The sequence below is a fragment of the Allobosea vaviloviae genome (genome assembly GCF_001298265.1).
Taxonomy (GTDB): Bacteria; Pseudomonadota; Alphaproteobacteria; order Rhizobiales; family Beijerinckiaceae; genus Allobosea; species Allobosea vaviloviae_B.
In genome coordinates, this window is the sequence record NZ_LGSZ01000032.1 from 1 (window position 1) to 22,697 (window position 22,697).

The 22,697-nt window shown below is 60.5% G+C and carries 25 protein-coding genes; 15 read left to right on the forward strand and 10 right to left on the reverse strand.

Annotation, left to right across the window (positions count from 1 at the left end; all coding sequences use genetic code 11):
- Positions 1 to 96 precede the first annotated feature (96 nt).
- Positions 97 to 459 (reverse strand): LysR family transcriptional regulator, encoded by a 363-nt coding sequence (locus tag AE618_RS09855; RefSeq protein ID WP_432704497.1) that lies wholly within the window; start codon positions 457 to 459, stop codon positions 97 to 99.
- 114 nt (positions 460 to 573) lie between these two features.
- Here AE618_RS09855 and AE618_RS09860 point away from each other — a divergent pair, with 114 nt between their 5' ends.
- A complete protein-coding gene (locus AE618_RS09860; RefSeq protein ID WP_054208902.1) occupies positions 574 to 954 on the forward strand; it encodes a tautomerase family protein in 381 nt (126 codons plus the stop codon).
- Between the two features lie 326 nt (positions 955 to 1,280).
- Here AE618_RS09860 and AE618_RS09865 read toward each other — a convergent pair whose 3' ends face one another.
- Positions 1,281 to 1,790: a hypothetical protein gene (locus AE618_RS09865; RefSeq protein ID WP_054208903.1), complete on the reverse strand. Its 510-nt coding sequence runs from the start codon at positions 1,788 to 1,790 to the stop codon at positions 1,281 to 1,283.
- Between the two features lie 198 nt (positions 1,791 to 1,988).
- The gene (locus tag AE618_RS09870; protein ID WP_248310816.1) at positions 1,989 to 2,903 is read right to left on the reverse strand and encodes an alpha/beta fold hydrolase; all 915 of its coding nucleotides are present in this window, start codon (positions 2,901 to 2,903) and stop codon (positions 1,989 to 1,991) included.
- Positions 2,904 to 3,152: 249 nt separating this feature from the next.
- Between AE618_RS09870 and AE618_RS09875 the strand changes: the two genes are divergently transcribed.
- Positions 3,153 to 3,692, forward strand: a complete 540-nt coding sequence (locus AE618_RS09875; protein ID WP_054208905.1) for a CGNR zinc finger domain-containing protein — start codon at positions 3,153 to 3,155, stop codon at positions 3,690 to 3,692.
- 28 nt (positions 3,693 to 3,720) lie between these two features.
- On the opposite strand, the gene AE618_RS27275 is transcribed toward AE618_RS09875, so the two are convergent.
- The 3 genes from AE618_RS27275 to AE618_RS09890 all read right to left on the reverse strand — a co-directional run bounded on the left by AE618_RS27275 (position 3,721) and on the right by AE618_RS09890 (position 6,131).
- The gene (locus tag AE618_RS27275; RefSeq protein ID WP_197280740.1) at positions 3,721 to 4,254 is read right to left on the reverse strand and encodes a MarR family winged helix-turn-helix transcriptional regulator; all 534 of its coding nucleotides are present in this window, start codon (positions 4,252 to 4,254) and stop codon (positions 3,721 to 3,723) included.
- A 263-nt stretch (positions 4,255 to 4,517) separates the two neighbouring features.
- Positions 4,518 to 4,988: a YHS domain-containing (seleno)protein gene (locus tag AE618_RS09885; RefSeq protein ID WP_054208907.1), complete on the reverse strand. Its 471-nt coding sequence runs from the start codon at positions 4,986 to 4,988 to the stop codon at positions 4,518 to 4,520.
- A 156-nt stretch (positions 4,989 to 5,144) separates the two neighbouring features.
- Complete coding sequence (locus AE618_RS09890; RefSeq protein WP_054208908.1) at positions 5,145 to 6,131, reverse strand: quinone oxidoreductase family protein; 987 nt, start codon at positions 6,129 to 6,131, stop codon at positions 5,145 to 5,147.
- A gap of 101 nt (positions 6,132 to 6,232) precedes the next feature.
- On the opposite strand from AE618_RS09890, the gene AE618_RS09895 reads away from it, so the two are divergent.
- Together AE618_RS09895 and AE618_RS09900 are read left to right on the forward strand one after the other, a co-directional pair.
- Positions 6,233 to 6,652 carry a winged helix-turn-helix transcriptional regulator gene (locus AE618_RS09895; protein WP_054208909.1) on the forward strand — a complete coding sequence of 140 codons (420 nt, stop codon included), beginning with the start codon at positions 6,233 to 6,235 and terminating at the stop codon, positions 6,650 to 6,652.
- Between the two features lie 150 nt (positions 6,653 to 6,802).
- Positions 6,803 to 7,363 (forward strand): peroxiredoxin, encoded by a 561-nt coding sequence (locus AE618_RS09900; RefSeq protein ID WP_054208910.1) that lies wholly within the window; start codon positions 6,803 to 6,805, stop codon positions 7,361 to 7,363.
- Positions 7,364 to 7,412: 49 nt separating this feature from the next.
- On the opposite strand, the gene AE618_RS09905 is transcribed toward AE618_RS09900, so the two are convergent.
- Positions 7,413 to 8,321, reverse strand: coding sequence for a LysR family transcriptional regulator (locus AE618_RS09905; RefSeq protein WP_054208911.1), 909 nt, complete (start codon positions 8,319 to 8,321; stop codon positions 7,413 to 7,415).
- A gap of 105 nt (positions 8,322 to 8,426) precedes the next feature.
- Between AE618_RS09905 and AE618_RS09910 the strand changes: the two genes are divergently transcribed.
- From AE618_RS09910 to AE618_RS09920, 3 genes are all read left to right on the forward strand, one after another.
- Positions 8,427 to 9,086, forward strand: a complete 660-nt coding sequence (locus tag AE618_RS09910) for a peroxiredoxin-like family protein (RefSeq protein ID WP_054209054.1) — start codon at positions 8,427 to 8,429, stop codon at positions 9,084 to 9,086.
- Complete coding sequence (locus tag AE618_RS09915; protein WP_054208912.1) at positions 9,086 to 9,814, forward strand: peroxiredoxin-like family protein; 729 nt, start codon at positions 9,086 to 9,088, stop codon at positions 9,812 to 9,814. The genes AE618_RS09910 and AE618_RS09915 overlap by 1 nt, the downstream gene beginning before the upstream one ends.
- A 369-nt stretch (positions 9,815 to 10,183) precedes the next feature.
- A complete protein-coding gene (locus AE618_RS09920) occupies positions 10,184 to 11,824 on the forward strand; it encodes a methyl-accepting chemotaxis protein (protein ID WP_197280741.1) in 1,641 nt (546 codons plus the stop codon).
- Positions 11,825 to 11,880: 56 nt separating this feature from the next.
- Here AE618_RS09920 and AE618_RS09925 read toward each other — a convergent pair whose 3' ends face one another.
- Together AE618_RS09925 and AE618_RS09930 are read right to left on the reverse strand one after the other, a co-directional pair.
- Positions 11,881 to 12,615, reverse strand: a complete 735-nt coding sequence (locus AE618_RS09925; protein ID WP_197280742.1) for an alpha/beta hydrolase — start codon at positions 12,613 to 12,615, stop codon at positions 11,881 to 11,883.
- A 150-nt stretch (positions 12,616 to 12,765) separates the two neighbouring features.
- Entirely contained in the window at positions 12,766 to 13,350 is a 585-nt protein-coding gene (locus AE618_RS09930; RefSeq protein ID WP_054208914.1) for a TetR/AcrR family transcriptional regulator, read from the reverse strand.
- A gap of 126 nt (positions 13,351 to 13,476) precedes the next feature.
- On the opposite strand from AE618_RS09930, the gene AE618_RS09935 reads away from it, so the two are divergent.
- From AE618_RS09935 to AE618_RS09950, 4 genes are all read left to right on the forward strand, one after another.
- Positions 13,477 to 14,403 (forward strand): ketopantoate reductase family protein, encoded by a 927-nt coding sequence (locus AE618_RS09935; protein WP_054208915.1) that lies wholly within the window; start codon positions 13,477 to 13,479, stop codon positions 14,401 to 14,403.
- Entirely contained in the window at positions 14,390 to 15,496 is a 1,107-nt protein-coding gene (locus AE618_RS09940; protein ID WP_248310817.1) for an enolase C-terminal domain-like protein, read from the forward strand. The genes AE618_RS09935 and AE618_RS09940 overlap by 14 nt, the downstream gene beginning before the upstream one ends.
- 257 nt (positions 15,497 to 15,753) lie before the next feature.
- Positions 15,754 to 16,824 (forward strand): molybdopterin-dependent oxidoreductase, encoded by a 1,071-nt coding sequence (locus AE618_RS09945; protein ID WP_054208916.1) that lies wholly within the window; start codon positions 15,754 to 15,756, stop codon positions 16,822 to 16,824.
- Positions 16,821 to 17,393, forward strand: a complete 573-nt coding sequence (locus AE618_RS09950; protein ID WP_248310818.1) for a peroxiredoxin-like family protein — start codon at positions 16,821 to 16,823, stop codon at positions 17,391 to 17,393. The genes AE618_RS09945 and AE618_RS09950 overlap by 4 nt, the downstream gene beginning before the upstream one ends.
- On the opposite strand, the gene AE618_RS09955 is transcribed toward AE618_RS09950, so the two are convergent.
- A complete protein-coding gene (locus AE618_RS09955; protein ID WP_054208917.1) occupies positions 17,388 to 18,293 on the reverse strand; it encodes a LysR family transcriptional regulator in 906 nt (301 codons plus the stop codon). The two genes, AE618_RS09950 and AE618_RS09955, sit on opposite strands and share 6 nt — an antisense overlap.
- A 201-nt stretch (positions 18,294 to 18,494) precedes the next feature.
- Between AE618_RS09955 and AE618_RS09960 the strand changes: the two genes are divergently transcribed.
- From AE618_RS09960 to AE618_RS09975, 4 genes are all read left to right on the forward strand, one after another.
- Positions 18,495 to 19,565, forward strand: a complete 1,071-nt coding sequence (locus tag AE618_RS09960) for a carbon-nitrogen hydrolase family protein (protein ID WP_054208918.1) — start codon at positions 18,495 to 18,497, stop codon at positions 19,563 to 19,565.
- A 119-nt stretch (positions 19,566 to 19,684) separates the two neighbouring features.
- Entirely contained in the window at positions 19,685 to 21,028 is a 1,344-nt protein-coding gene (locus AE618_RS09965) for a CmpA/NrtA family ABC transporter substrate-binding protein (protein WP_054208919.1), read from the forward strand.
- Positions 20,985 to 21,902 (forward strand): nitrate ABC transporter permease, encoded by a 918-nt coding sequence (gene ntrB / locus AE618_RS09970; RefSeq protein WP_082365152.1) that lies wholly within the window; start codon positions 20,985 to 20,987, stop codon positions 21,900 to 21,902. The genes AE618_RS09965 and ntrB overlap by 44 nt, the downstream gene beginning before the upstream one ends.
- Positions 21,903 to 21,907: 5 nt before the next feature.
- Complete coding sequence (locus AE618_RS09975; protein WP_054208920.1) at positions 21,908 to 22,696, forward strand: ABC transporter ATP-binding protein; 789 nt, start codon at positions 21,908 to 21,910, stop codon at positions 22,694 to 22,696.
- Position 22,697 lies beyond the last annotated feature (1 nt).

Below are 22,697 nucleotides of genomic sequence, written 5' to 3' on the forward strand. Positions count from 1 at the left end.
ACGCCCTTCATCCCCCGCCCGCCCGTCTGAAACCAGAACGGACAGTCTCACCGAAACCGGCTCAAGGGGGTCAAAGTTGGACGCCGATCCCCCGCCTCAAGGGGTCAAACTTGCACGCCGAAACACATCCTGCGCGTTCATGCGCGCAATCAGCGCAGGCAGCTCCGGCCCCGCGACATGGTCGCTGATGCCGATCGTGAGTCGCTGCCGTGCTCCGGCAAATGCAGCGAGCGCGCGATCGTGGACCGCCAAGAGCTCACGTGCGTGCTCGAGGAAGGCGGCGCCCTGCGCCGAGAGCTGGACGTAGCGGGGCGTCCGTTCGACCAATCGGCAGCCAAGCCTCTCTTCGAGCCGCTTGAGCTTCAAGCTGACCGCAGCCTGAGTTGTTCGCATGGCGTCAGCTGCGTGTGTAAAGCTGCCCAATTCGGCGATGTGGATGAATGCCTGGACTGCATCCAAGTCGAGAGGGCGATCTATCATTTCCAGGCCTTATCACTGATATCAATTTCCATAGCGTATCAAAATGTCACTCAGGATGTAACGTTGATCCACTTGAAGTAGAAAGGATCTGCGATGCCCCTCGTTCATATCTCGATGCGCACAGGAAAATCGGAGGCCTACCGGCAGTCGATATTCGATAACGTCTACCGTGCAATGCATGAGACGTTCAACGTTCCGGAAGATGACCAGTTCATGACCATTACCGAGCATGACGCTGCCACTTTTCGCTACGGATCATCATATCTCGGCATCCCCCGGAGCGATGATTTGGTGTACATCCAGATCACAGCCAACAACACACGCACGGTGGAGCAGAAGAAAGCGCTTTTCCATCGGATCGCGGAGCTGCTGGGCAAGAACCCTGGAATCCGACCTGAAGACGTGTTCGTGAGCCTCGTCGAGGTCGTGAAAGAGAACTGGTCACTTGGCAACGGCCTCGCGCAGTACGCTTGAGACAATCTGACTGCCATGTTGTCTTCGAGCTGACGCCGGAGCAGTGGCGCAAAGGCATGAGAGCTCGTCCATGGAGCTCGCGATTTGCGTCCACGTCCATGCGAATTCGATTGCGCAACGCTGTGGACAGTTGACGAAGGGTGCGCGGGCGACCTGGGCTCCAAGGCGGAGTCGGAAGGCGGCCGCGCCCGCGCGTCGCATGCCAAACCCAAGGAACTGGGTCGAGGCCGGGAATGGGTTGCCGACCCGTTCCCAGCCTTCGGGAATGAAAGGCAGCGATGGGGCCGCTTTCAGGTTTTTTGCCGGGTCGGTAGGCCTGGGATGGCTCAATCGTCGTTCAACTCGTCCCGCGCCACGCCACGATGATCCGTGAAGCAGGGACCGCCGGTGCAGATGATCTGGATAACTTTGGGCGGGTTGCCGTCGCATTCGGCCTCGTAGCGCAAGGCTCTGCCGATCGGCGGCAACACCTTGAGCTTCGCCTTCACGCACTTCGCATCGAAAAGTGCGCGCTGCAGATCGCCGTCGTCGGCACGAGCGTGGTCGGCAAGCAGTGCCAGGATTGTCAAAACAGCGGCGCTTCCGACTGCGATAGACAGGATCTTTGCTGCGCTCGGCAGGCGCATGGTCGCCTTGTCCCGTGCTGCTTCGCCATCAACGTCGAGCCCGGAGAACTCTGCCGATGCCTGGTCGTTGCGAACGACGTCCCGGGCATTGCCATCGCATAGGATTTCGCAGTGCGCGTCATCGATGCGATCGCCGGTGATGGCGATGATGTCGGCTATCAGACAATAGGCAAGCGCAAGCGACGCGACAGTCGCCAGAAAACTAAGCATTGCGATATATAGTCACTTTGTCTTGGAAAGGCGCACCGGTCTTCGCCGGGCTGCATCGAGCAGCCGGGCACAAAGCGCCAACAGATCAGGGGATCTGGCCGTGTTTAAACGAAAGTGGCCGGAGCAAACGGGGGGGGGCACCCTGCTCCGGCCGATCGTATCGTCGCGTCTCGCTCACGACGCGACGATACAACTCATTCAGTTGCCCTTGGGCAACCTGTTCAGGAAGTCCAGCGAAGCCGACGCGATCTCGTCCAGATGTGTCTCGAGCGCGAAGTGGCCGGCGTCGTAAAGATGCACCTCTGCCTTGGGCAGCTGAGCCATGAAGAACTCGACGCCTTCAAGCCTGAAGAACGGGTCGTTCTTGCCCCACACGATGAGCGTCTTGGGCTGCTTCTGCTTGAGGTACTCTTGCCAGGCAGGGTACTGAGCGACGTTGTCCTGGTAGTTGAACAGCATCTCCACCTGAAGTTCCGCGTTCCCCGGACGATCCAGGTTTGCCTGGTCGTGAGTCCACGCATCCGGCGAGAGCCGCTCTGCGCGCGTCGACCCATGCACGTACTGGAACTTTGTCGTCTCCGGCTTGAGCATGGCCCTGACAGGCGCCTCGGTCTCGCTGTTTCGCTTCTGCCAGAACGGCGCGAACTGCTTGACCACGTCGGGGTTCCAGCCCTCGACGTTCGCCACGGCGTTCTGGATGATCAGCGCCTTGACCTTGTCGGGATGCTTGATGGCAAGCCGGAAGCCGATCGGCCCCCCATAGTCCTGCATGAACACGACATAGGATTTGGCGCCCACGGCGTCGGTGAAGCCATCCACGATATCTGCCAGGGCGGCAAACGTGTACGGGAACTCGCGAAGCGAGGGGGCCGAGCTGTCGCCAAAGCCCGGATAGTCGGGGGCGATGACGCGATAGGTGGAGGCAAGCTGAGGAATCAGGTTGCGGAACATATGCGAAGAGGACGGGAACCCGTGCAGGAGCAGCACGACCGGGCCGTCCTTCGGGCCAGCCTCTCGATACGCGATGTCCAGGCCGTTCACCTTCACGGTTTTCGAGAGAACCTTGACGGCGGTGACGGCCGCCGGCGCGGCGGCGGCTTCGGGAAGCGACATGATGGGAGTTCCTATGATTGCGGCTGCGGCCAGAACGCCACGGCGGGTGGGGTGGGTCATGTGAGAACCTATGTAACCGGTGAAAGACAATTTGAGAGGTATCGCTTGAAATGAAACCTGTAAAGAGATATTTGTGGGGTTACGAAAATGTGATCGTCGCGAACGAGGCCCGACATGTCCGCAGACCGGCGACCGCGCCCAATGGCAGGCAAGGACACTTCACCGAAGGGGGAGGAGTTTAGGGACGGCATGCCATTCATCGGCGGCCGGCTTTGGATCGACCTGCTCAACACGACGCCACTCGATGCCGCTCAGCGGCCGATCGATCTGATCGGCACGCCCGATGGATTTGCGGCATGGATCGCTGCGGCAGGCCTGGAGCTTTCCGCCAAGGCCGACAGCGAAGGCGCACTTCGAGACTTGCGTCGAACGTTGCGGTCGGAATTTGAACTTCTGCGGGCTGGTGGGCCTGTCTCGGACGCGACAATTGCCGATATCAACGCACTCTTGCGTTCCGTTCACGTCTCCCTGAGCCTGACGCGCAGCCAGGAGGGAGTGAAGGTCGTTGAGATGATAGCCGCGGACCCGGTTGGTTATGTCGCGGAGGATTTTTCTCGGTTCGCATGCGATTTCGAACCGGCACGGCTGAAGCATTGCTCCAGTCCGACCTGCTCAATGGTTTTCTATGATGCGGGCAAGAACAATACGCGCCGGTGGTGCACCATGAGCATCTGTGGCAATCGCGATAAAGTTGCCCGATTCAGATCGCGAAAGGCCGCCACCGGTTAGCCAGAATGGCAAACCGGCGGCCTGCAGGCTACTCCAAGTGAGCGAGCGAAGGCTCGTCGGCCACCGAGACATGGATCGGGCAGTCCACGCACGGGTCGCCATCGCACAACCGGCAGATGCGTAGCTTGTGCTCATCATCGCGCGAAACGGCCCGAAGGAGCTTTTCCAGGGCGCGCGTCAACCCAGCCTGATCCTTGGCGCTCAATTGTTCGACGAGCCCGAGAACCACTGTTTCTCGCTCGGCGAGAATGCCATGCCGAGTGCGTTCTCCTGCAGCCGTCAGATATAGGGCAACGGCGCGTCCATCTCTCGAACATTGTCGCCGTTCGACGAGGCCGTCTTCGACCAGTCGGTCGATCAGTCGAACGGAGCCAGGATGGGATAGCGCGAGGAGGCGGCGCAAACCTTCATTCGAAAGGCCGGGTTGGTGACCAAGAGCGACCAGCGCGGCCGGAGACTCGCCTGAACGCCCTGCAATGCGCTCAACGGCGCCTCGCATTTCGTCGTGAAGCGCCAGAACTGCTGCGCCAAGCAGGTTTGCGGTTCTCTTGGGATCGTACATGCGGAGATTATGTATCTCACGCACCTATTTCGCAATGCTGGCGTGAACCTCGAAATTTGGCCCACAGGAGAGAGCGCGCGCCCCACTCTCCCCATCACCAGCGGTCGAGCATGCTCCTGGTTTCCTGACAGGCGGGCCCGATGTCTTTGAATAGCCGGCCACCTTCGCTTTCGGCCGTGTCCTGTATGCCGAGATGGTTTCCATGCCGAGGAACACGGACGGCGTACCAGCGCCGTCCGGCATTTTCCCGTCGCGCGGTGCGACTACCGATAGATCTTTTCCTGCGGTTCGACCTTGGGCCAATTTCCGTTGGCCTTCGCGACGTTCTCAGTAGCCTTCTTCTGAAAACGGTCACGCTTGTCGAGGCTGAAGTTCACGTACAGCTTTCCGTCATTGATGGCAAAAGCGTAGGGATCGATGTCGGCCTTTGCTCCGGCCGCGACTGCAAACGCGCAGAATCCACCGTACTGCGGGAGATATTTATCGGGAGATTTCTTGAACAATGCGAGATTTGAAGCGTTATAGAATTCGTAAGTCACACCTTTGTATTGGTAGGTGATCTCGGGATCCCCTTTCAGGGGCCTCTTCTGTACGAAATAGGCAACGGGATCAAAACCGTGCAGTGCAACACCATCGACCTGGTTGACTGAATCGGCCGCGATCGCAGCGACCGCGGAGGCGCCCGTCAGCACGGCCGCGCAAGCGAGCATCCGCATTGTCTTCATGAAGTTCATTCGTCTTCTCCTCGCAGGCAATCATATATGCGTGCCGCACGCACATTAGATTGCAGGCCGGCTTCGTCAATTCACGGCAGCGAGAGGCGACCGCCGGACGCCGAAATCGAGCTCGCGCGCCGCCCGGACGGCAGCGCGCGAGGAAAGATCCAGGTCTTATGCGAGCAGCACGACCTTGCCCGTCGTTGCGCGCGTCTCGATGGCACGATGTGCATCGCCCGCATTGGCAAGCGGGAAAGAGCCGCCGACCGTGACTTTCAACTCACCCTTCACAGCCAGGTCGAAGAGCTCGCGGAGGTCGCCGGCCAGGTTCTCGGGCGTAAGCAGAGGCACCAGCGCCATGCCGCTCAAGGACTGGTTGTTGAAGATCAGGCTCAAAAGTTCGGGAACGCCAAGCTGAAACGCTTGTATGTTGAGAGCGCCGTAAATGACGATCCTGCCAAGAGGAGCAAGAGCGCGGAGGCTGGCCTTGGTGACGTCACCTCCGACCGACTCGTAGATGATGTCGGGTCCGCCAGGGACGTGATTGCGGACGGTTTCAGCCCAGTCAGGTTGCGTGTAGTCGACGACGAAATCAGCGCCCAGGGAGCGGGCAAAGTCGCGCTTGTCAGGGGTGCTGGCGGCCGCGATGATCGCCTTGGCCCCGGCGCGTTTGGCTAGCTGGACGAGCAGTGAACCAACACCACCAGCCGCGGCATTGACAAGAATCGACTTCCCGGCAGGGGGCGCCTGGCGAACGAGATGAAGCGCCGTCAGGCCTTGCACCATGAGAGCAGTCGCCTCTTCAAAGTTCAGCTCGCCGGGAATGGGAACAGCATAGTTTGCGTCGATGACCGCATACTCGGCATAGCCCCCGAAATGGGCCCCTGCTGCAAAAGCCGCTGCCGCGACGCGTTCACCAACCACGATGCCGGAAACGTCGGGACCCACGGCTTCGACCGTGCCTGAGTACTCCGATCCGGGGATCGAGGGCAGCGGAGGTGTCATCGCGTAGCGGTCCTGGCGCATCAGCGTGTCGGCGAAGTTCACGCCTGCTGCGTGAATGCGCACGAGAATTTGGCCCGCACCGGGGGTGGGAGGCTGGATTTCGACCATTTCGAGAACTTCGGGGCCGCCAAAGCGGCTCAACTGGATCGCTCTCATCACTCGTCTCCTATCGTGGACGGTTGCGGAGGGCCGAACTATCTGTATGGTTGAATGGAAATCTACACACCGATTTGTGTCATACAGACCAAAAGGTAACCATGGCCGATCCCATGAAGCGCCTGCCCATTCTCCCGGCGGAGAGGGCACTGAAAATCATCGCCGGGCGCTGGAAAGCGATCATTCTCTATCACCTCTACGATCGCCCTCGTCGTCTGTCGGAGCTACGCAAACTCGTTCCCGAGATCAGCCAGAAAGTGCTGATCCAGCAGCTCCGGGAAATGGAAGAACACCAGTTGGTCCGACGCGAGATTTTCAGGCAGGTCCCGCCGCGGGTCGACTACTCCGCCACAACGCTGGGACGAAGCCTCGAGCCGGTGCTGCTGGCGCTGTGCGACTGGGGGCGGATGCATGCCGCCGAGCTCGACGAGGTGGATCGCCTTGTCGACTGCGCACGGCTCGAACGAACGACCAGTAATCCGATCGCCAAGGCGGCTGAGGCAATCCTCAGCCCGGCTTAACGCCGGCCGGCCACGATCATGTGACGTGTCGAGGTCCTGATCGAATGGGCTTGGCTTCTTGAAGGGCTGGGAGCCAAAGGGCGCATTGGAAAAATCGGTGCGTGCCGCGGCCGCCCTTCAGGCGCGGCGCTGCTGCGAGAGGATACAGCTGTGACCATTCAAAACCCCATCGACTGGTCCAAGCTGCCAATTCCGGTCGACGACGGACGCGCCTCCCATCTGGAGGGTGCCGAGCTCCCCTCCATGGATTTGCATGCGACAGATGGGCGTGCTGTCGATCTGTCGCGGCTGGCCGGGACGGCGATTGTCTATGCTTATCCCTTGACGACGAAGCCCGGGACGCCGGCACCGTACGGCTGGGATGCAATTCCCGGCGCGCGCGGGTGCACGCCGCAGTCGTGTTCGTTCCGCGACCATGTCGTCGAGCTTGAGGAGTTGGGGGTCGACCACATCTTCGGCCTGTCGACGCAGGACACCCCCTATCAGCAGGAGGCGGTCGGTCGTCTCCATCTGCCTTTCGCGCTGCTTTCGGACGAGAGCCTGCAACTTGCCGCGGCGCTGCGCCTTCCCACATTCGAGGTGTCGGGGATGACGCTTTTGAGCCGCCTCACGATGGTGACCCGCGAAGGCCGCATCCTCAAGGTCTTTTATCCGGTTTTTCCACCAGACCGCAATGCGTCGGACGTTATCGCCTGGCTTAGATCACGCTAAGTGTAGGCCAACCGACTTTCCCAAGCCTCTATAAAGAGTCAAATGCTCATTATACATTGCTTGTAATGAGCTCACTGCTTCGAAAGCGACGCCGAATAAAATCGATGAATGTCCTGACTTTCGAGGACACCGTTATGGTCGGTGGATATAGCGCACTGACATCCAGCGGTATGGGCGAGAGTTCGGGCAGGATCGTCTGAAGCTGGCCTCCTCGTATCGCATCGGCGACGAGCCAGGTGGGGACCAGGCCTATGCCGAGCCCTTCGAGCAAGGCGGCTCGCACGGCCTCCGAACTATTCGTCGAGAAACGCCCTTGGACTCGAACAGTCTTGGGGCCACCAGGCGACGTGAAATGCCATTCGGCTGCGGAGTTCAGATACCGGTAGACAATGCATTCATGCTCGGACAACTCCTCAGCGAGGTGGGGCTCGCCTCGATCCGCAAGATAGGCCGGTGTGGCCACCAAGACCCTCCGACTGACTCCGAGATGCCGCACGATGAGATTCATATCGGACAGGCGACCGATTCTGATCGCGACGTCGACCCGCTCTTCGACGAGGTCGACGAACCTGTCGTTGATCGATAGATCGACCGACAGCCCAGGGTTGGCCTGCAGGAATTCCGGCAACAGCGGCATGATATAGAGGCGGCCGAACGCCGCGGGCGCACCAATGCGCAACGTCCCAACAGGTGATCCGTGAAGTCGGCGGACACTTGCCTCTGCCTCGACGAGGTCCGCGAGCAGGCGTTTTGTCCGCTCGTAAAATTCCGCGCCCGCCTCCGTCAAATTAAGCTTGCGCGTCGTCCGCTGGAGCAACCGAGCGCCCAGTTGGCGCTCGAGTTCGACGATCTGCTTGCTCGCTGTCGGCTGCGAGATGCCGGCTTCGCGCGCAGCGGCAGAGAAGCTGCCTGTCTCCACCACGCGGGCGAACAGGCTGAAAGATGCAAAGCGGTCCATGCAGCGTCCACTAATTCCCCGGGCGAATAAATCATATAGTTTTTCATCGCATTTCAAAACATGGAGAATTGGAGGAATCTCCGGCCCCTCATTCTGGAGCAGTCGATGTCCTTACAAGAGCAGCTTGACGCCTATCGCACGCAATTCGAAGCCAAGGCCCCGGCCGAGGCGCTCGCGATCGTTCGCAAGGCGACATCCGACCTGGTTGCAACCGGTCAGGCTGAAAGGGCGTTGGGCGTAGGATCGAAGGCGCCGCGGTTCGAACTCAGCGGATCGTCTGGCGCGGTGGTGAAATCGTCGGAGCAGCAGGCGGCAGGGCCTGTCGTGATCAGCTTTTATCGCGGCATCTGGTGCCCCTACTGCAACCTCGATCTCAAGGCATTGCAGGCTACCCTTCCGGAAATTACTGGCACAGGAGCTTCGCTGGTTGCAATTTCTCCCCAGAGTGTCGCGAACGGTCGAAAGACCGTCGAGGATCTAGGGCTCTCGTTTCCCGTCCTGAGTGATCCGAACAACGAGATCGCAGATCTGTTTGGTATTCGCCACCGGCTTCCGGATGAACTCGCCGGCCTCTATACGAACTTTGGTGTTAACTTGCCGGTAATCAACGGTGAATCGTCCTGGACGCTGCCGATGCCAGCACGATTTGTGGTCGATCGTAGCGGAGTCATTCGCTATGCCGAGGTGTCTGGTGACTATACGAAACGCCCGGACCCGTCCGTCTTGCTGCCAATTCTACGCGACCTTGCAAGCCGGTCCGAATAATGAGCCTTTCGCGCGCGCTCGCCGATCGGCTGGCCGCGTTTGAGCGTGGCGTCACGCAAGATCAGTCGTCTCTCTATCGGACGGTGCTTGAGGATCTCGGACGCTCCGGGATCTTCGATGCAGCCGTGACGGCCGGGCAGCGTGCGCCGTCTTTTACACTTTTGGACCAGCACAACGAGCTCGTATCGCTATCCTCGTTGTTGGCCCACGGCCCGTTGGTTGTAACCTTCTACAGGGGCGGGTGGTGTCCATACTGCAATCTCCAGCTCCTCGCATACCAGCAGGTTCTCCCCGCAATTCGGGAGCTTGGGGCTCAACTCGTCGCGATATCGCCGCAACTGATCGATTACGGTGAAAGAACGGCTCAAGCGGCACGGCTCGACTTCCCTGTCCTGAGTGATGTCGGAAATGTTGTCGCGGCGACCTATGGTCTCGTCTTCGAGCTTCCGCCGTCGCTTCGCGCCGCTTACGAGAACGCGGGAACGCCTGTTCAGGTGAATAATGGCGACGGGACCTGGCAACTTCCCGCGCCAGGCACGTTCGTCGTCGCCCAGTCGGGACTCGTCGTGCTCTCATACGTCGATGCTGACTACCGTAAGCGCCTTGAGCCTGCTGAAATCCTGGGAGCCTTGAGCGACCTGCGCGATGACATTCAAGTGGGCGATCTGGCCAGCGAGAGCCCGCGAACGCGCGAGGTCGCGGGCATCGACAACGGCAGATTCGAATGAATCGACGCAACTTCAATGGTGTGCGCCCCAGGCCGCGACATGAGGGCGCCCAGCCTGCGAAAAAAATGTGAGCATCGATGACAGCACGCCCTCCTCGCTGCCGGCCGGCCATTGTGGTTTTTTTTGCACCTAAGATTTCGGATCTCCGATGGGCTGGCAGCACCAGGCGCGTCGGTCGCAATGAGCTGCCCATCGAAGCCATTCGGCGGCCGCAATGGCGCCGTTTCACGGAAGTAGTAACGGTGTTGTGATACGCGTCATAATTCGCAATTAAGGATTCCGGCATCTAAGTTTAGCTTAGGATTAAGGTTTTAAGTGGATTTTGCGATGGCTATATCACTAAGAAAACCTTCTATATTGCTCTGTATGATGGCCTCTTTCGCGATCGTTCTCACTCTGATCGGAACTTCGGCCTACCTCGTCAAAAATCTTACAACGAAACTTATCGCTGAGACACGCGACGCGGTGTGGGAGGCCTCTGTTCCGACAGAATATGTGTACATGACGGTAAGTGATCGCTGGACCGATCATCGTCGGACAATCGCAAACCTGAATACGAACCACCTTGCAGCTGCGCCGGGTGGAAGCTTGGCTGAGCAGTCCAACGGTTGGAAACGATTGCTCAGTCTGTCGGTCGATTTTCCGATCGATATCAAAGCGGCGATCGACCGGGCGAATGATAAACTAAGAGCGTTTGACGCAGCAAAGAACCGCACGGATGAGCTGGTTCGTCTGCAACGATTCCGCGAGGCTTCGGAGAATTTCCACGGTCCGCAGACCGAGACACTGGATGCGTTCTCCGAGGAGGCGGCCAGGCTCCTGAAAACCATGGCGGCTCGCATAGGCGAGGTAAACAGCCGTATGGAGCAGACCGCCGAAATGACGTTGGCCTGGCTGGCGCGGATCGGAACAGCACTTTTGGTGCTGGTGAGCGCGATAACGATTCTTCTTCAGATCGGGATCATCAACCCGATCAGACGTATGAACCGCGTGATGCAGAGACTGGCCTCGGGCGATTACGACGTCGACGCTCCCAAGGTCAGTCGCCTGGTCGAGATTGGGCAGATGGGCGCGACGATCGGCGTCTTTCGCGCCAGCTTGGTCGAGAGGGAGAAGCTGCGCCGCCAGCAGGACGAACAACGCAACAACGTTGAAGCCGAACGGCGCGAATTCCTACACCGCCTCGCATTGGCCTTCGAGTCAAAGGTCGGAGTGGTCGTGCAGTCCGTCATTGAAGCCGCTCGCGGACTGCACTCCGCTGCCGATAGAATGTCGAGGGAAACCGCGTCAGCGACGGCACAGGCAGAAGCAGTTGCCGCAGCAGCCCAGGATGCGAACGCCAATGTACGCACCGTAGCAGACGCCGCCGGATCCCTGTTTGACTCGATGCGCGGCGTAGGCGCCCAGATTCGGACAAGTGGTGAGCGTATCCGGCACACTGTCGAGCAGGCTGCAAAGGCAAATCTGGACATCCAGGTTCTTGATACGGCAGCATTGTCGATCGGCAACGTGGCGGAAGTCATCAACGCATTTGCGGCGCAGACGAACCTGCTTTCCCTCAATGCAACGATCGAGGCCGCACGCGCAGGGGATGCTGGCCGAGGGTTTGGGGTGGTTGCGCAGGAGGTGAAATCGCTCGCGGTGAAGACCGCGGGAGCGACCTCACAGATCGCCGAACGCATTGCCGCGCTCCAATCGGCGAGCACTGCAACGGTTGCGTCGATCCACTCGATGAGCCACTCCATCGATGAGATGGCAGGTATCGCGAGTTCCGCAAGCGATGCGATTGCCCACCAGATAAAGACAACCTGTGTGATCTCGACGAACGTCAACGAGGCGGCGGAGAAGACAGCCAGCGTGACGCGAACGATTGGCGAGGCAAGCGTCGCAATCCAGACGGCTGGCAACCTCGTCGCCAAGGTGCTTGATGCGGCTCGCGACCTCAATCGAGACGGCGAGATTCTCGCCAGGGAAACTCAACAGTTCGCAGATATCATTCGGGCTGCTTGAGTCGTCGTTGGCGCTCGATCCGTTTTGGCAGGATCGCTATTCGGATAAGCTTCTTCCTACTTTAGCTTTGCCAGAAACGCCTCTACGGCCCCCCAGTTCTCGCTCGCACCGTAGGGATTGCTGTCGGCACGCAGGCTGCTCGAGCCATGCGTACCGGTCTTCGGGCGATACTGCACCCTGACGCTGGCAGGCGCCGCGTCGATAATTTCCTTCGCCTCGGCAATTTCACCCGCATCACTGGCAGAGGAGACGAAAATCGGGGCACTGACTTTCGCTGCCGCTTTACGCACGATGTTGCGCGTACTGAAATACTCGCCCGGCGAGAACGCCAGAACGCCAGCGATCTCGGGATGCTTCGCGGCCAGCAGGAAAACGAGCGAGGCCGAATAGCTCGAACCCCAGACGATCACTTTGCGGCGGCCATCGGCCTTGGCCCAATCGACCGCTGCCTCCATGTCGGACAGCGCTTGCTCAAACCCGACCGTACCGCGAAACGCTTTCGCCGTCCGGTTGCTGCGACCCCAGCCGGACCCGCCAGAACGCTGGTCGAGCGCAAGCGCGGCGAATCCAAGCGCGTTCAAGCGCGGCGCGATCGTGGTGTATTCACCGGCATTCGACGAGGCTTGATGGAAGAGTAAGACGATCGGCTTTGCCTTGTCGGCATCGCCGTAATAGTCGGCGTAGACTTTGACATTGTCGGCGGCGGTCAGCATCAGCACTTCGGCGGAGACGCTGCCAGCGGAGGGCAACATAAACAGTACACCAACGAAAGCGCGAAAGGCGAGGTTCATCAGGCAGGTCCCCAGGGTGAAGCAGCCCAATGTCTTACGTTATCCGCAACGCACCGGGTTTCACTTTTCACTCACGTTACCGCGTTCGGTTAGTGATCCAGCCGGCGGGAAGCCGTCGCGAGACCTCTAGAATACTGGTATCATTTCGCTTTAAACGGACTTCGCGATGGCCTCGATGGCGGGTCTTACGATCGATTCGAGCCTTTCTCGCGAAGGTTTCGTCTTGGCAACGACGTTGAGCCCCTGGACGACGCACAGAAGGAACGGTGCCGATCCAACAGCCGCTTGGGAGATCTGACCTGCGTTGAAGGATCGCAGCAGGGCCGCTGCAAAGGCTCCCTCCAAGCGTTGGAAATGGGCCTGGACCCTGGCGGCAATCTCCGGATCACGGGACGTCAATTCGACGGCGACATTGGTGACCAGACAGCCCCAACTCCGTCTCCCATCGAGGATCGACTCGACGATGTGCGAGAAATACGCGCGCAGACCGTCCAGGCCTGACGGCGCGGCAGCGACCCGATCGATGGCCTCTTTGGAAACGGTACTGGCGTAGCGATCGAAGGCGGCCAGGAACAGGGTCCGCTTGTCGCCGAAGGTACCATAGAGACTGCCCGGATTAAGGCCCATTGCGCGGCACAGGTCGTGAACCTGTAGCCCATCATAGCCCTTCCGCCAGAACTCATCCATCGCGAGGTCGAGCTTTGTGTCAGGATCGAAGGTCTTGGGCCGGGCCATTTTTGTCCTGTTTCATCGCCATCAGCGGAGCTTGGTCAATGAGAACGAGCAGACGGCTTGACCTCTAATTATTGAGTGCCTATTCCAGAATCAATAATTGAATTCTCATTCAAGAATGGAGCGGACATGCGCATAGCCATCATGGGGTCGGGGGGCGTCGGGGGCTATTTCGGTGCTCGCCTCGCGGCGAACGGAGAAGACGTCACATTCATCGCGCGCGGCGCGCACCTTGATGCGTTGCGGACGCAAGGGCTCGTGATCGAGAGTGGCCAGGGAAACGTCACACTGCCAAGCGTCGCCGCGACCGATGATCCTGCGGCGATTGGATCCGCCGACCTTGTCATCGTTGGCGTGAAGCTTTGGGACACCGAGGCAGCTGCCCGGGCAATCCTTCCCCTTGTCCAGAATGGGGCGTCTGTCGTCTCGTTCCAAAACGGTGTCCGCAAGGACGATATCCTGCGCGACATCGTCGGCCCCAAAGCACTCCTCGGAGGCGTCACCTATATCGCCGCTTCTATCGCCAGGCCGGGAGTGATCCGCCATGTCGGGACGATGCAGAAGCTGGTCTTCGGAGAGTTCGACGGCGCCGCGTCGACGCGCACCCAGGCTTTCCTCGATGCCTGCCTGGGCGCCGGAATTGACGCGCAACTGAGCCCGGACATCGGCCGGGCGACTTGGGAGAAATTCGTCTTTCTGGCAGGGCTGTCCGGTGCGACGACCGCAATGCGCTCCAGCATAGGCCCAATCCGCAAGAACCCCCGCGCCCGCGCATTCCTGCTCGGACTCATGCAGGAGGTCGTCGCGGTTGGTCGCGCAAGCGGTGTCGCATTGGCCGAGGACTTCGCAGAGGACCGCCTTGCATTCTGCGACACGCTTCCCGAGCAGATGACCTCGTCCATGCACGGAGACCTCGACCGGGGCAGCAAGCTCGAATTGCCTTTCCTTGGAGGCAGTGTGGTTGAGCTTGGCGCCAGGCTGGGGGTGCCGACCCCTCTCAATCGCGCTGTCGAGGATATTCTGGCGCTCTATCAGGGCGGTCATGATGCTCGTTGAGAAACCGTCGACCGCACCGAAGCTGCGCAGCCTCTCCGCCGTCACCGTGAACGTGCCGATGAGGCGCGCGCTCGGCACCAGCGCCGATACGGTGCGCTCGGCACCTCTCCTATTGATCGATGTCGTCACGGAGGAAGGCATTACCGGGCGCTCTTACGTGTTCTGCTACGTCGCCTCGGCCGGACCGGCTATCGCTCGCATGCTGGAAGCCGCTTTCGAGACCGTCAGGGGCGATCATGTCTCGCCCCACGACATTGCAGCCAAGCTGCACAAGCGTTTCCGATTGATTGGCGTCCAGGGCATCGTGCGCATGGCACTGGCCGGTCTGGACGTCGCTTTGTGGGACATTCTCGCAAAGGCGGCAGGGCTGCCGCTTGCTGCCATGCTCGGGGCGCAGTTGAGCCCCATCCGGGCCTATAACAGCAATGGTCTTGGACTCATGACGCCCGCGGCCTGTGCCGATGAGGCGATGGAGCTGCTTGAAGGCGGTTTCTCGGCAGTCAAACTCCGGCTCGGCCGGACGACGTTGTCGAGCGACCTCGAGGCTGTGCGTGCTGTCCGCAAGCGACTGCCGGACGACGTCGCTCTCATGGTCGACTTCAATCAGGCGCTGAGCCTCAGCGAGGCGAAGGAACGGGGACGGGCGCTGGACCAGGAGGGTGTGTACTGGATCGAAGAGCCGATCCGGCACGACGACTACGACGGATATGCCGACCTGACACGAAGCCTGACAACGCCGGTCCAGATCGGCGAGAATTTCTCCGGGGTCACCGCGATGGCGGTAGCGCTGTCCCGCAAGGCCAGCGACTACGTGATGCCGGATCTTGAGCGAATAGGTGGTGTGACTGGATGGATCCGTGCCGCTGGTCTCGCAGCCGGCAACGACATCGCGATGTCCTCTCATCTCTTTCCAGAGGTCAGCGCGCATCTGCTGGCTGCGACGGCAACAGCGCATTGGCTCGAATACGTGGATTGGGCAGAGCCCATCCTTTGCGAGCCCGTGAGGGTGAAGGATGGTTTCGTGACTCCCTCGGCAATGCCAGGTGTCGGGCTCGAATGGGATCTGCAAGCGGTGGAGCGATACCGCATCTGATCCAGGTCGCCCGCCCGACTCCAGACGGGGGACAGGTGGGCGAGCTGCCTATGGGTTCACGACCTGGCCAATGACGACGCGGCGGAAACCGGCGCCAAGCCAGGTGGTCGGGATTTGCGGGTGGATGCGGTCGTGTTGCAGGCTTGAGAAATCGCGCAACGCATGTTGCGCGCTTCTCCAGTTCGCCGGTGGTTCGGGCGGTGCAACTCTTCGGGCCAGCATCCGCGCCAGGCATCGCAGCGATGCGGAGGAACCCCATGCAGCATCTTCGTGAGAGTGGCGTGGCTGAGAGGACTGAACCAGACGCGCCCGGGTCGGTCGCGCTGCTGCCGCTCGACCCGAAAGGCACGTTCCGGCGAGTCCCGTTCGCCCCGCACCAACTTGTCGATCCTGTGACAGCGGCGGGCGACGTCTTCGTCCTCGCCCATCTTGGAGTGCCCCGTGCAACGGACGGCGATGCCTGGTCTCTGACGATCGGGGGCCTTGTCGAGACGCCGCTCCGGTTGGATATGACGGCGCTGCGCCGGCGACCGAAACGGGTCGTCGAGGCGTTCCACCAATGCGCTGGCAACCCGCTGGAACCGACAATCGCGACACGACGCGTGGCGAATGTGCGCTGGGGCGGCGTCGACCTTGCAACCCTGATCGCCGAGGCCGGGCCGAGACCGGAAGCAACCTTTCTCTGGTCGTACGGAGCAGATTACGGGGAATTCGCAGGCACACACCATGCCTGCTATCTCAAGGATCTGCCGATCGGTCGGTTGGCTGCCGGTGACGTTCTGCTCGCCTACGAACTCGACGGAGCCCCCTTATCGGCTGAGCATGGTTTCCCGCTGCGTCTCATCGTTCCCGGCTTCTATGGCACCAACAGTGTCAAATGGCTCACGCGCATCGAGCTGGCAGACCGGCGAGCGGACGGGCCATTCACAACGACCTTCTACAATGACCAGCCGAACGGGACCCCGGTCTGGTCGGTACCAGTTGAATCCGTGATCGTCTCGCCAGCACCCGGGGCTGAGGCTTTAGCAGGTGCCGCGATCGAGGTTCGAGGGTGGAGCTGGGCCGACGCAGGCGTGGATCGCGTCGATGTCAGCATCGACGACGGTGTGAGTTGGTCGTCGGCGCGGATCCGGGAACGAACGGATCGCGGGTGGCAGGGCTTTGATTGGGAATGTCGGGCTCCGATCGCGCCGGGGGCCATGTCGATCGCTGCCCGTGCGACCTCGCGCGACGGCCATGTTCAGCCCTTTGCGAATGCACGAAACCACATTCACTCGGTCTCCATCGACATCATTGGGGCCGATGGGCAGAAGGAGCTTGCGTTATGATGCCTCCATCAAGCCTCGCGATTGCGGCGTCAGAGCCGAATGGTCGCCTCATGCCGCGGCGCCCGGTCCCTTCCCTGCGCGTCCCAACGCTCTCTGGCGCTGAATGGGATCTCTCGGAACAGGCCTCGAACCGCTTCACCATGATTGTGTTCTACCGCGGATTTCACTGCCCGGTCTGCCAGACCTACACTCGCGAGCTCGATCAACTGGCAAGTGAGTTCGGCGAGCGCGATATCGGGGTGGTGGCCATCTCCTCGGATACGCGAGAGCGTGCCGAAATGGCCCGTGACCGCTGGAGACTGGAAAACACCCTGATCGGCTATGATCTCGGCATCGGCAAGGCCCGTGAATGGGGCCTCTATATCTCCGCCAGTCGCGGGAAAAGCTCGTCTGGTGTCGAGGAGCCCTCGATCTTCAGTGAACCAGGAATTTTCGTCGTCAGACCCGACATGACGCTCTATTGGGCGAGCACGTCGACGATGCCTTTCGCACGGCCGCACTTCAAGGACATGCTGCAGGCCTTCGATTTCGTGCAGAAGCTCGATTACCCGGCGCGGGGAGAGCTATAGCAGGCCTGCCGCCATGTCCGCGCGGATGTGACGCTTCAGGAACGCCACAACCGTTTTTATGCGTGGGGTGAACTGCAAATCCTGATGGACATTCACCCAGATGTCCCGGGTCGTCTTGGCCTCGCGTGGCAGCACGGGCACGAGCGGCGACCCTTCGTGTATCGCAAAGCGCGGCAACAGCACCAAGCCCATTCCTCCCAGAGCGGCGTTGAGCTGGGCTATCATGCTGTTTGAGTGAAATACGGCCGGCGCCTCCTCGACCACGTCACGCAGCCATCGCACGGCATCGACCTGAATGAGATCGTCGATGTAGGTCACGAATTCGTGCCTGGCGAGATCCTGACAGGTTTCAGGCGTGCCCATGCGCGCGAGATACGCAGGCGCAGCGTAAAGGCCAAGCCCGAAGCTGCCTATCTGTTCGGATACGAGCCCCTGGCCCGGGGGCCGGAAGAAGCTCAGGAACAGGTCGGCTTCCCTTCGGTTGACGTGAATGACTTGCGGGGATGTCACGAGCTCCAGGGTCAATTCTGGCGCCGCTTCGCGCAGGGCACGAAGACGTGGCGCGATATAAAGCGACGCAATCCCTTCCATTGTAGCCAGCCTGACGACCCCGGAGGCCGCGGCCTCCCCGCCTCCGAGCTCACCGCGGATGGCGATGACCGCGCTCTCCATTGTCTCGGCGTGAAGGAGCAGTCGGCCACCGAGATCGTTGAGTCGAAACCCGATTCGACTGCGCTCGAAGACACCAGCGCCCAAGACGGTCTCCAGCTGCGCGATCCTGCGACTGACCGTGGAATGATCGACCCGCAACCTCCGGGCCGTTTGAGACAAGCTGCCCGAGCGAGCCAACTCGATGAATACGCGCAGGTCGTCCCAGTCGAGATGATCAAACGATCGCATATGCCGGCCTCGAGGTGCGCGAATTTACCGAGTTGGCCGCAGCTGCGGCGCTCGATGTCGGGCTCGACGCAAAAATCCTGCCGTCGAACGCAGCCCCTTCTCGCGACCGAGTTTTGCAAGCGCCCTTGCAGCGATGCGCGCTGATCGGGTCCCGATGCACATGCTACGCCTCCGACAGCTTCAACAGAGGGACCTGGTGCCGTGAGCAGACTTCCGCGCTTTAAAGCGGCTGCCGTGCATGCCGCGCCGGTCTTCCTGGACAAGGCGGCCACGACGGAAAAAGCAATTTCCATTCTTCGGGAAGCGGCGCGCGCCGGTGCGGATCTCGTTGCTTTTCCCGAAACCTATATTCCCGCTTTCCCAGTCTGGGCGGCACTTTGGGCCCCGATTGAAAATCACGATCTCTTCTCCAGAATGGCCGAGGAGTCGGTCCTGATCGACGGGCCTGAAGTCGAGATGCTCCGCCGAGAGGCGCGAAGGCTCGGCGTTTTCGTTTCGATCGGCGTAAGCGAGCGCTCTCCTGTCAGCGTGGGCGGTCTATGGAACACCAACCTTCTCATTGGCGATGATGGACGCATTCTGGTCCACCATCGCAAACTCGTTCCGACATTCTACGAGAAAATGGTCTGGGCTGCGGGTGACGGTGACGGCCTCAGGGTTGCCGATACGCGGATTGGCCGCTTGGGCGCCCTGATCTGCGGCGAGAACACCAACCCCCTCGCCCGTTTTGCCTTGATGGCCCAGGGAGAACAGGTTCATATTTCAAGCTGGCCACCGATCTGGCCGACCCGCCGTCCAAGCGACGGCGGCAACTTCAACAACGTCGCGGCGAACCGCATCCGGGCGAGCGCGCATTCCTTCGAGGCCAAGGCCTTCGGGATCGTCACGGCTGGTTATATGGACAAGGCCATGCGCGATGCGCTCGTCGAGCGCGACAGTGGCGCGGCGCGCGTGCTCGATCTGACACCGCGTGCAGCCTCATTCTTCGTCGACCCGACGGGCGAGCAAATGGGCGATGCGCTGCAGGATGAGGAAGGCATCATCTACGCGGACATCGACATCCAACTCTGTGTCGAGCCGAAGCAGTTCCATGATGTCGTCGGATATTACAATCGCTACGATATCTTCGACCTGACGGTACGCCGGACGCGGCAACAGCCGGCATCGTTTCGCGATGACGTTGCGGCGGAAGTCCGGCCGCCCCTTTCAGGAGAAAGCCCGGAGCCGATCGGAACGCCCGACCGGGTCAGCGTTCGGCACACTTTGTCCTGAACGGGGTCGAGCCGCCGTTTTCGCACAGAGCCTTGCAGTTTTCCGCCTGTCGGAGCTCAGGATCATCGGCCTAGTCTCTAAACACAATCGCGACCATCCGTGTTCTTCAGGGGAATGCTATGCGCACAAACTTTACTGGAGATCATCGTATCGGGGCCTGCCGCTGCGGCGACAATCATGAGGCCGGCTTCTTTGCCGATGAGGGCGACGGACGTCCCGAGAATGCTGTCGAGCGTGCGACGAACCGAGCACTCATCGCCGGATTGTTCCCCGATCCGGTACAGAGACGCACCCTGCTGAAAGGTGTCGGCGCGGCAACGTTGCTCGCAGCTCTCTCGGACTTGCTTCCGGTCAGTACATTGCAAGCAATCGCGCAAGAGCGCGCGCAGCCGGAGAAGCGCGATATCAAGGTCGGATTCCTGCCGATCACCTGCGCGACCCCTCTCATCTTCGGGCTGGAGCGCGGCACGTTCGCGAAGAACGGTCTGAACGTTTCGTTGCAAAAGATTCCCGGCATCGCGCTCATTCGCGACAAGATGATCAACGGTGAACTCGATGTTTCACAGCAAGTCATGCCTGTCGCGCTGGCGACAAGTGCCGGCGTCGGCGGCAGCACGATTCCAACGAAGGTGCTGACGATTCTCAACCAGCACGGCAATTCGCTTGTGTTGGCCATGAAGCATAAGGACAACCGCGATCCGAAGAATTGGAAGGGCTTTCGCTTCGCTATACCCTTCGAGCAGTCGCACCAAACACTTCAGCTGCGCTACTATTTGGCAGAAGCCGGCCTCGATCCGGACAAAGATGTGACGTACCGCGTGGTGCCTCCGTCCGAATACGTCTCGAACCTGCGGGTCGATTCCATTGATGGCTTTTTCGGTGGTGAGCCTGGCGGTCAGCGCGCCGTCTATGAAGGCGCGGGCTTTATCCATTTGATTTCCAAGGACATATGGGAAGGGCACCCCTGCTGCTCAGTGACGGCGACAGATGCCTGGATCAAGCAGCATCCCAACACCTTCATGGCGGTGTTCAGGTCAGTGATCGAAGCGGGGCTGTATGCTTCCGATCCAAAGAACCGCGCCGGAATGGCCAAGGTGCTGGCGCAGCCAACCTATCTGAACGCGCCCGAGACCGTCGTCGAGCAGGTCATCAGCGGCCGCTTCGCCGACGGGCTCGGCCACGTTCGGAATGTGCCCGATCGGGTCAATTTCGATCCGTTCCCACACTACTCCATGGCGGTCTGGCTCCTGACCCAGATGCGACGCTGGAACATGTTGAAGAACGACATCGATTTCAAAGCCTTGGCTCGCGAGGTGATGTTGGCGACCGATGCACGCAAATATATGGCGGAACTGAATGTCGACGTTCCTCCTCCAGGCTTTCGCAAGGAAGTGATCATGGGCAAGGAGTTTGATTCAGATGCGCCGGACCAATATATCAATACCCTGCCGCGGCGTGGCTGATGTGGCCAGCAGAGACCAGCTTCGGATACTTGCTGGCCGCCTGCTCGGCACATCGGCGGCAGCATCGTTCATTCTGTTGATCTTATTGGTATTTGCCTGGCATCTCGGCACAATGGGGGGCTCCCAAACCGGCCCGGCCGTGGATTCAGAGTACGCCAAGCTCATTGGACAGGCGGCCGGGAGTCAGCCAGCCTCGGCGATTCCCTCCCCGACAGCAGTGATTGGTCGAGGCGTCGAGCTGGTGCGAGACGCATTCGACAGCCAAGGCCCAAACGGCATCGGAATCGGGTGGCACCTCCTGCATTCGCTGGGCAGGGTCCTGCTTGGCTATGTCCTCGCGGTGCTTGTGGCTGTGCCACTTGGTTTCGCGATCGGCCTCTCCCCGCGTCTTTACGGGGCGCTCAATCCATTCATTCAAGTTCTTCGACCGATATCCCCTCTCGCCTGGATGCCTCTTGCGCTTTACACCCTGAAAGATAGCGCCGCCTCGGCAATCTTCATCATCTTCATCTCCTCGATCTGGCCGATACTCATCAACACCGCGGCGGGCGCACTCGGCGTGCGCAGGGACTGGTTGAATGTCGCGAAGGTGCTCGGGCTCTCGCCCATCACGAAGCTGACGCGGATCGTGTTTCCGGCGGCTGTTCCAATGATCATGACGGGCATGCGCATCTCAATCGGCGTGGCATGGTTCGTGATCGTCGCAGCCGAGATGGTGGTCGGGCAGAACGGCATCGGCTTCTTTATCTGGAACGAATGGAACAATTTGCAGATCGCCAGCATGATCGTGGCCGTCGCCCTGATCGGCATCGTCGGTCTGAGCCTCGATCAGGCGCTGGCGTGGGCCGGGCAGCGCCTGAGCTTTCAGGAGTAGGCGCAATGGCGTTCCTGACTCTTCAAGACATCTCTATGCGGTTCGGCTCCCGGGAGCGGGGATTTCTGGCTCTCGACCGCGTTTCCCTGTCGGTCGCTGAAGGCGAATTCGTCACGCTGATAGGCCACTCCGGCTGCGGCAAGAGCACGCTGCTGAATCTCATCGCCGGCCTGATGGTTCCAAGCGCGGGCCGTATCATGTGTGACGGCCGGGTCATCGACAGACCTGGTCCCGACCGCGGCGTCGTCTTCCAGAACCATTCCTTGCTGCCCTGGATGACCTGCTACGAGAATGTACTGCTCGGGGTACGGCAAGTCTTCGGAAAGACACTCTCGCCTGCCGAGCTCCGCGACAAAGTCGAGGCCTCACTGTCTCTTGTGCATCTCGACCACGCGATGGCCAAGTATCCGCATGAGATCTCCGGGGGCATGAAGCAACGTGTAGGCATCGCTCGCGCGCTGGCGATCGAGCCGCGCATTCTATTGATGGACGAACCATTCGGCGCGCTCGACGCACTGACCCGTGCGAGCTTGCAGGATGAGCTTGCCAGAATCGTGGAGGCGACCCGCTCGACGGTGGTCATGGTGACCCACGACGTCGACGAAGCGCTGCTGTTGAGCGACCGGATCGTGATGATGACCAATGGTCCAGGCGCGCGTATCGGCGAAATCGCCTCAGTTGCCTTGCCACGACCGCGTGATCGCCTGGCGTTGGCGACCGATTCCGAATATGCGGATTGTCGCGCGAGATTGCTTCAGTTCTTGTACCTCAAACAGCGTCGCCAGGCGGCCTGAC

Bases quoted from the DNA above. Each gene is read 5' to 3' on its own strand.
- AE618_RS09950 (WP_248310818.1), top strand. From the start codon at position 16,821: ATGATGCCTCCATCAAGCCTCGCGATTGCGGCGTCAGAGCCGAATGGT.
- AE618_RS09870 (WP_248310816.1), bottom strand. From the start codon at position 2,903: ATGTCGCTTCCCGAAGCCGCCGCCGCGCCGGCGGCCGTCACCGCCGTC.
- AE618_RS09910 (WP_054209054.1), top strand. From the start codon at position 8,427: ATGTCCTTACAAGAGCAGCTTGACGCCTATCGCACGCAATTCGAAGCC.
- ntrB (WP_082365152.1), top strand. From the start codon at position 20,985: ATGCGCCGGACCAATATATCAATACCCTGCCGCGGCGTGGCTGATGTG.
- AE618_RS09955 (WP_054208917.1), bottom strand. From the start codon at position 18,293: ATGCGATCGTTTGATCATCTCGACTGGGACGACCTGCGCGTATTCATC.
- AE618_RS09930 (WP_054208914.1), bottom strand. From the start codon at position 13,350: ATGGCCCGGCCCAAGACCTTCGATCCTGACACAAAGCTCGACCTCGCG.
- AE618_RS09940 (WP_248310817.1), top strand. From the start codon at position 14,390: ATGATGCTCGTTGAGAAACCGTCGACCGCACCGAAGCTGCGCAGCCTC.
- AE618_RS09925 (WP_197280742.1), bottom strand. From the start codon at position 12,615: ATGAACCTCGCCTTTCGCGCTTTCGTTGGTGTACTGTTTATGTTGCCC.
- AE618_RS09905 (WP_054208911.1), bottom strand. From the start codon at position 8,321: ATGGACCGCTTTGCATCTTTCAGCCTGTTCGCCCGCGTGGTGGAGACA.
- AE618_RS09975 (WP_054208920.1), top strand. From the start codon at position 21,908: ATGGCGTTCCTGACTCTTCAAGACATCTCTATGCGGTTCGGCTCCCGG.
- AE618_RS27275 (WP_197280740.1), bottom strand. From the start codon at position 4,254: ATGTACGATCCCAAGAGAACCGCAAACCTGCTTGGCGCAGCAGTTCTG.
- AE618_RS09895 (WP_054208909.1), top strand. From the start codon at position 6,233: ATGGCCGATCCCATGAAGCGCCTGCCCATTCTCCCGGCGGAGAGGGCA.
- AE618_RS09890 (WP_054208908.1), bottom strand. From the start codon at position 6,131: ATGAGAGCGATCCAGTTGAGCCGCTTTGGCGGCCCCGAAGTTCTCGAA.
- AE618_RS09965 (WP_054208919.1), top strand. From the start codon at position 19,685: ATGCGCACAAACTTTACTGGAGATCATCGTATCGGGGCCTGCCGCTGC.
- AE618_RS09920 (WP_197280741.1), top strand. From the start codon at position 10,184: ATGGCCTCTTTCGCGATCGTTCTCACTCTGATCGGAACTTCGGCCTAC.
- AE618_RS09885 (WP_054208907.1), bottom strand. From the start codon at position 4,988: ATGAACTTCATGAAGACAATGCGGATGCTCGCTTGCGCGGCCGTGCTG.
- AE618_RS09860 (WP_054208902.1), top strand. From the start codon at position 574: ATGCCCCTCGTTCATATCTCGATGCGCACAGGAAAATCGGAGGCCTAC.
- AE618_RS09945 (WP_054208916.1), top strand. From the start codon at position 15,754: ATGCAGCATCTTCGTGAGAGTGGCGTGGCTGAGAGGACTGAACCAGAC.
- AE618_RS09915 (WP_054208912.1), top strand. From the start codon at position 9,086: ATGAGCCTTTCGCGCGCGCTCGCCGATCGGCTGGCCGCGTTTGAGCGT.
- AE618_RS09935 (WP_054208915.1), top strand. From the start codon at position 13,477: ATGCGCATAGCCATCATGGGGTCGGGGGGCGTCGGGGGCTATTTCGGT.
- AE618_RS09865 (WP_054208903.1), bottom strand. From the start codon at position 1,790: ATGCTTAGTTTTCTGGCGACTGTCGCGTCGCTTGCGCTTGCCTATTGT.
- AE618_RS09875 (WP_054208905.1), top strand. From the start codon at position 3,153: ATGCCATTCATCGGCGGCCGGCTTTGGATCGACCTGCTCAACACGACG.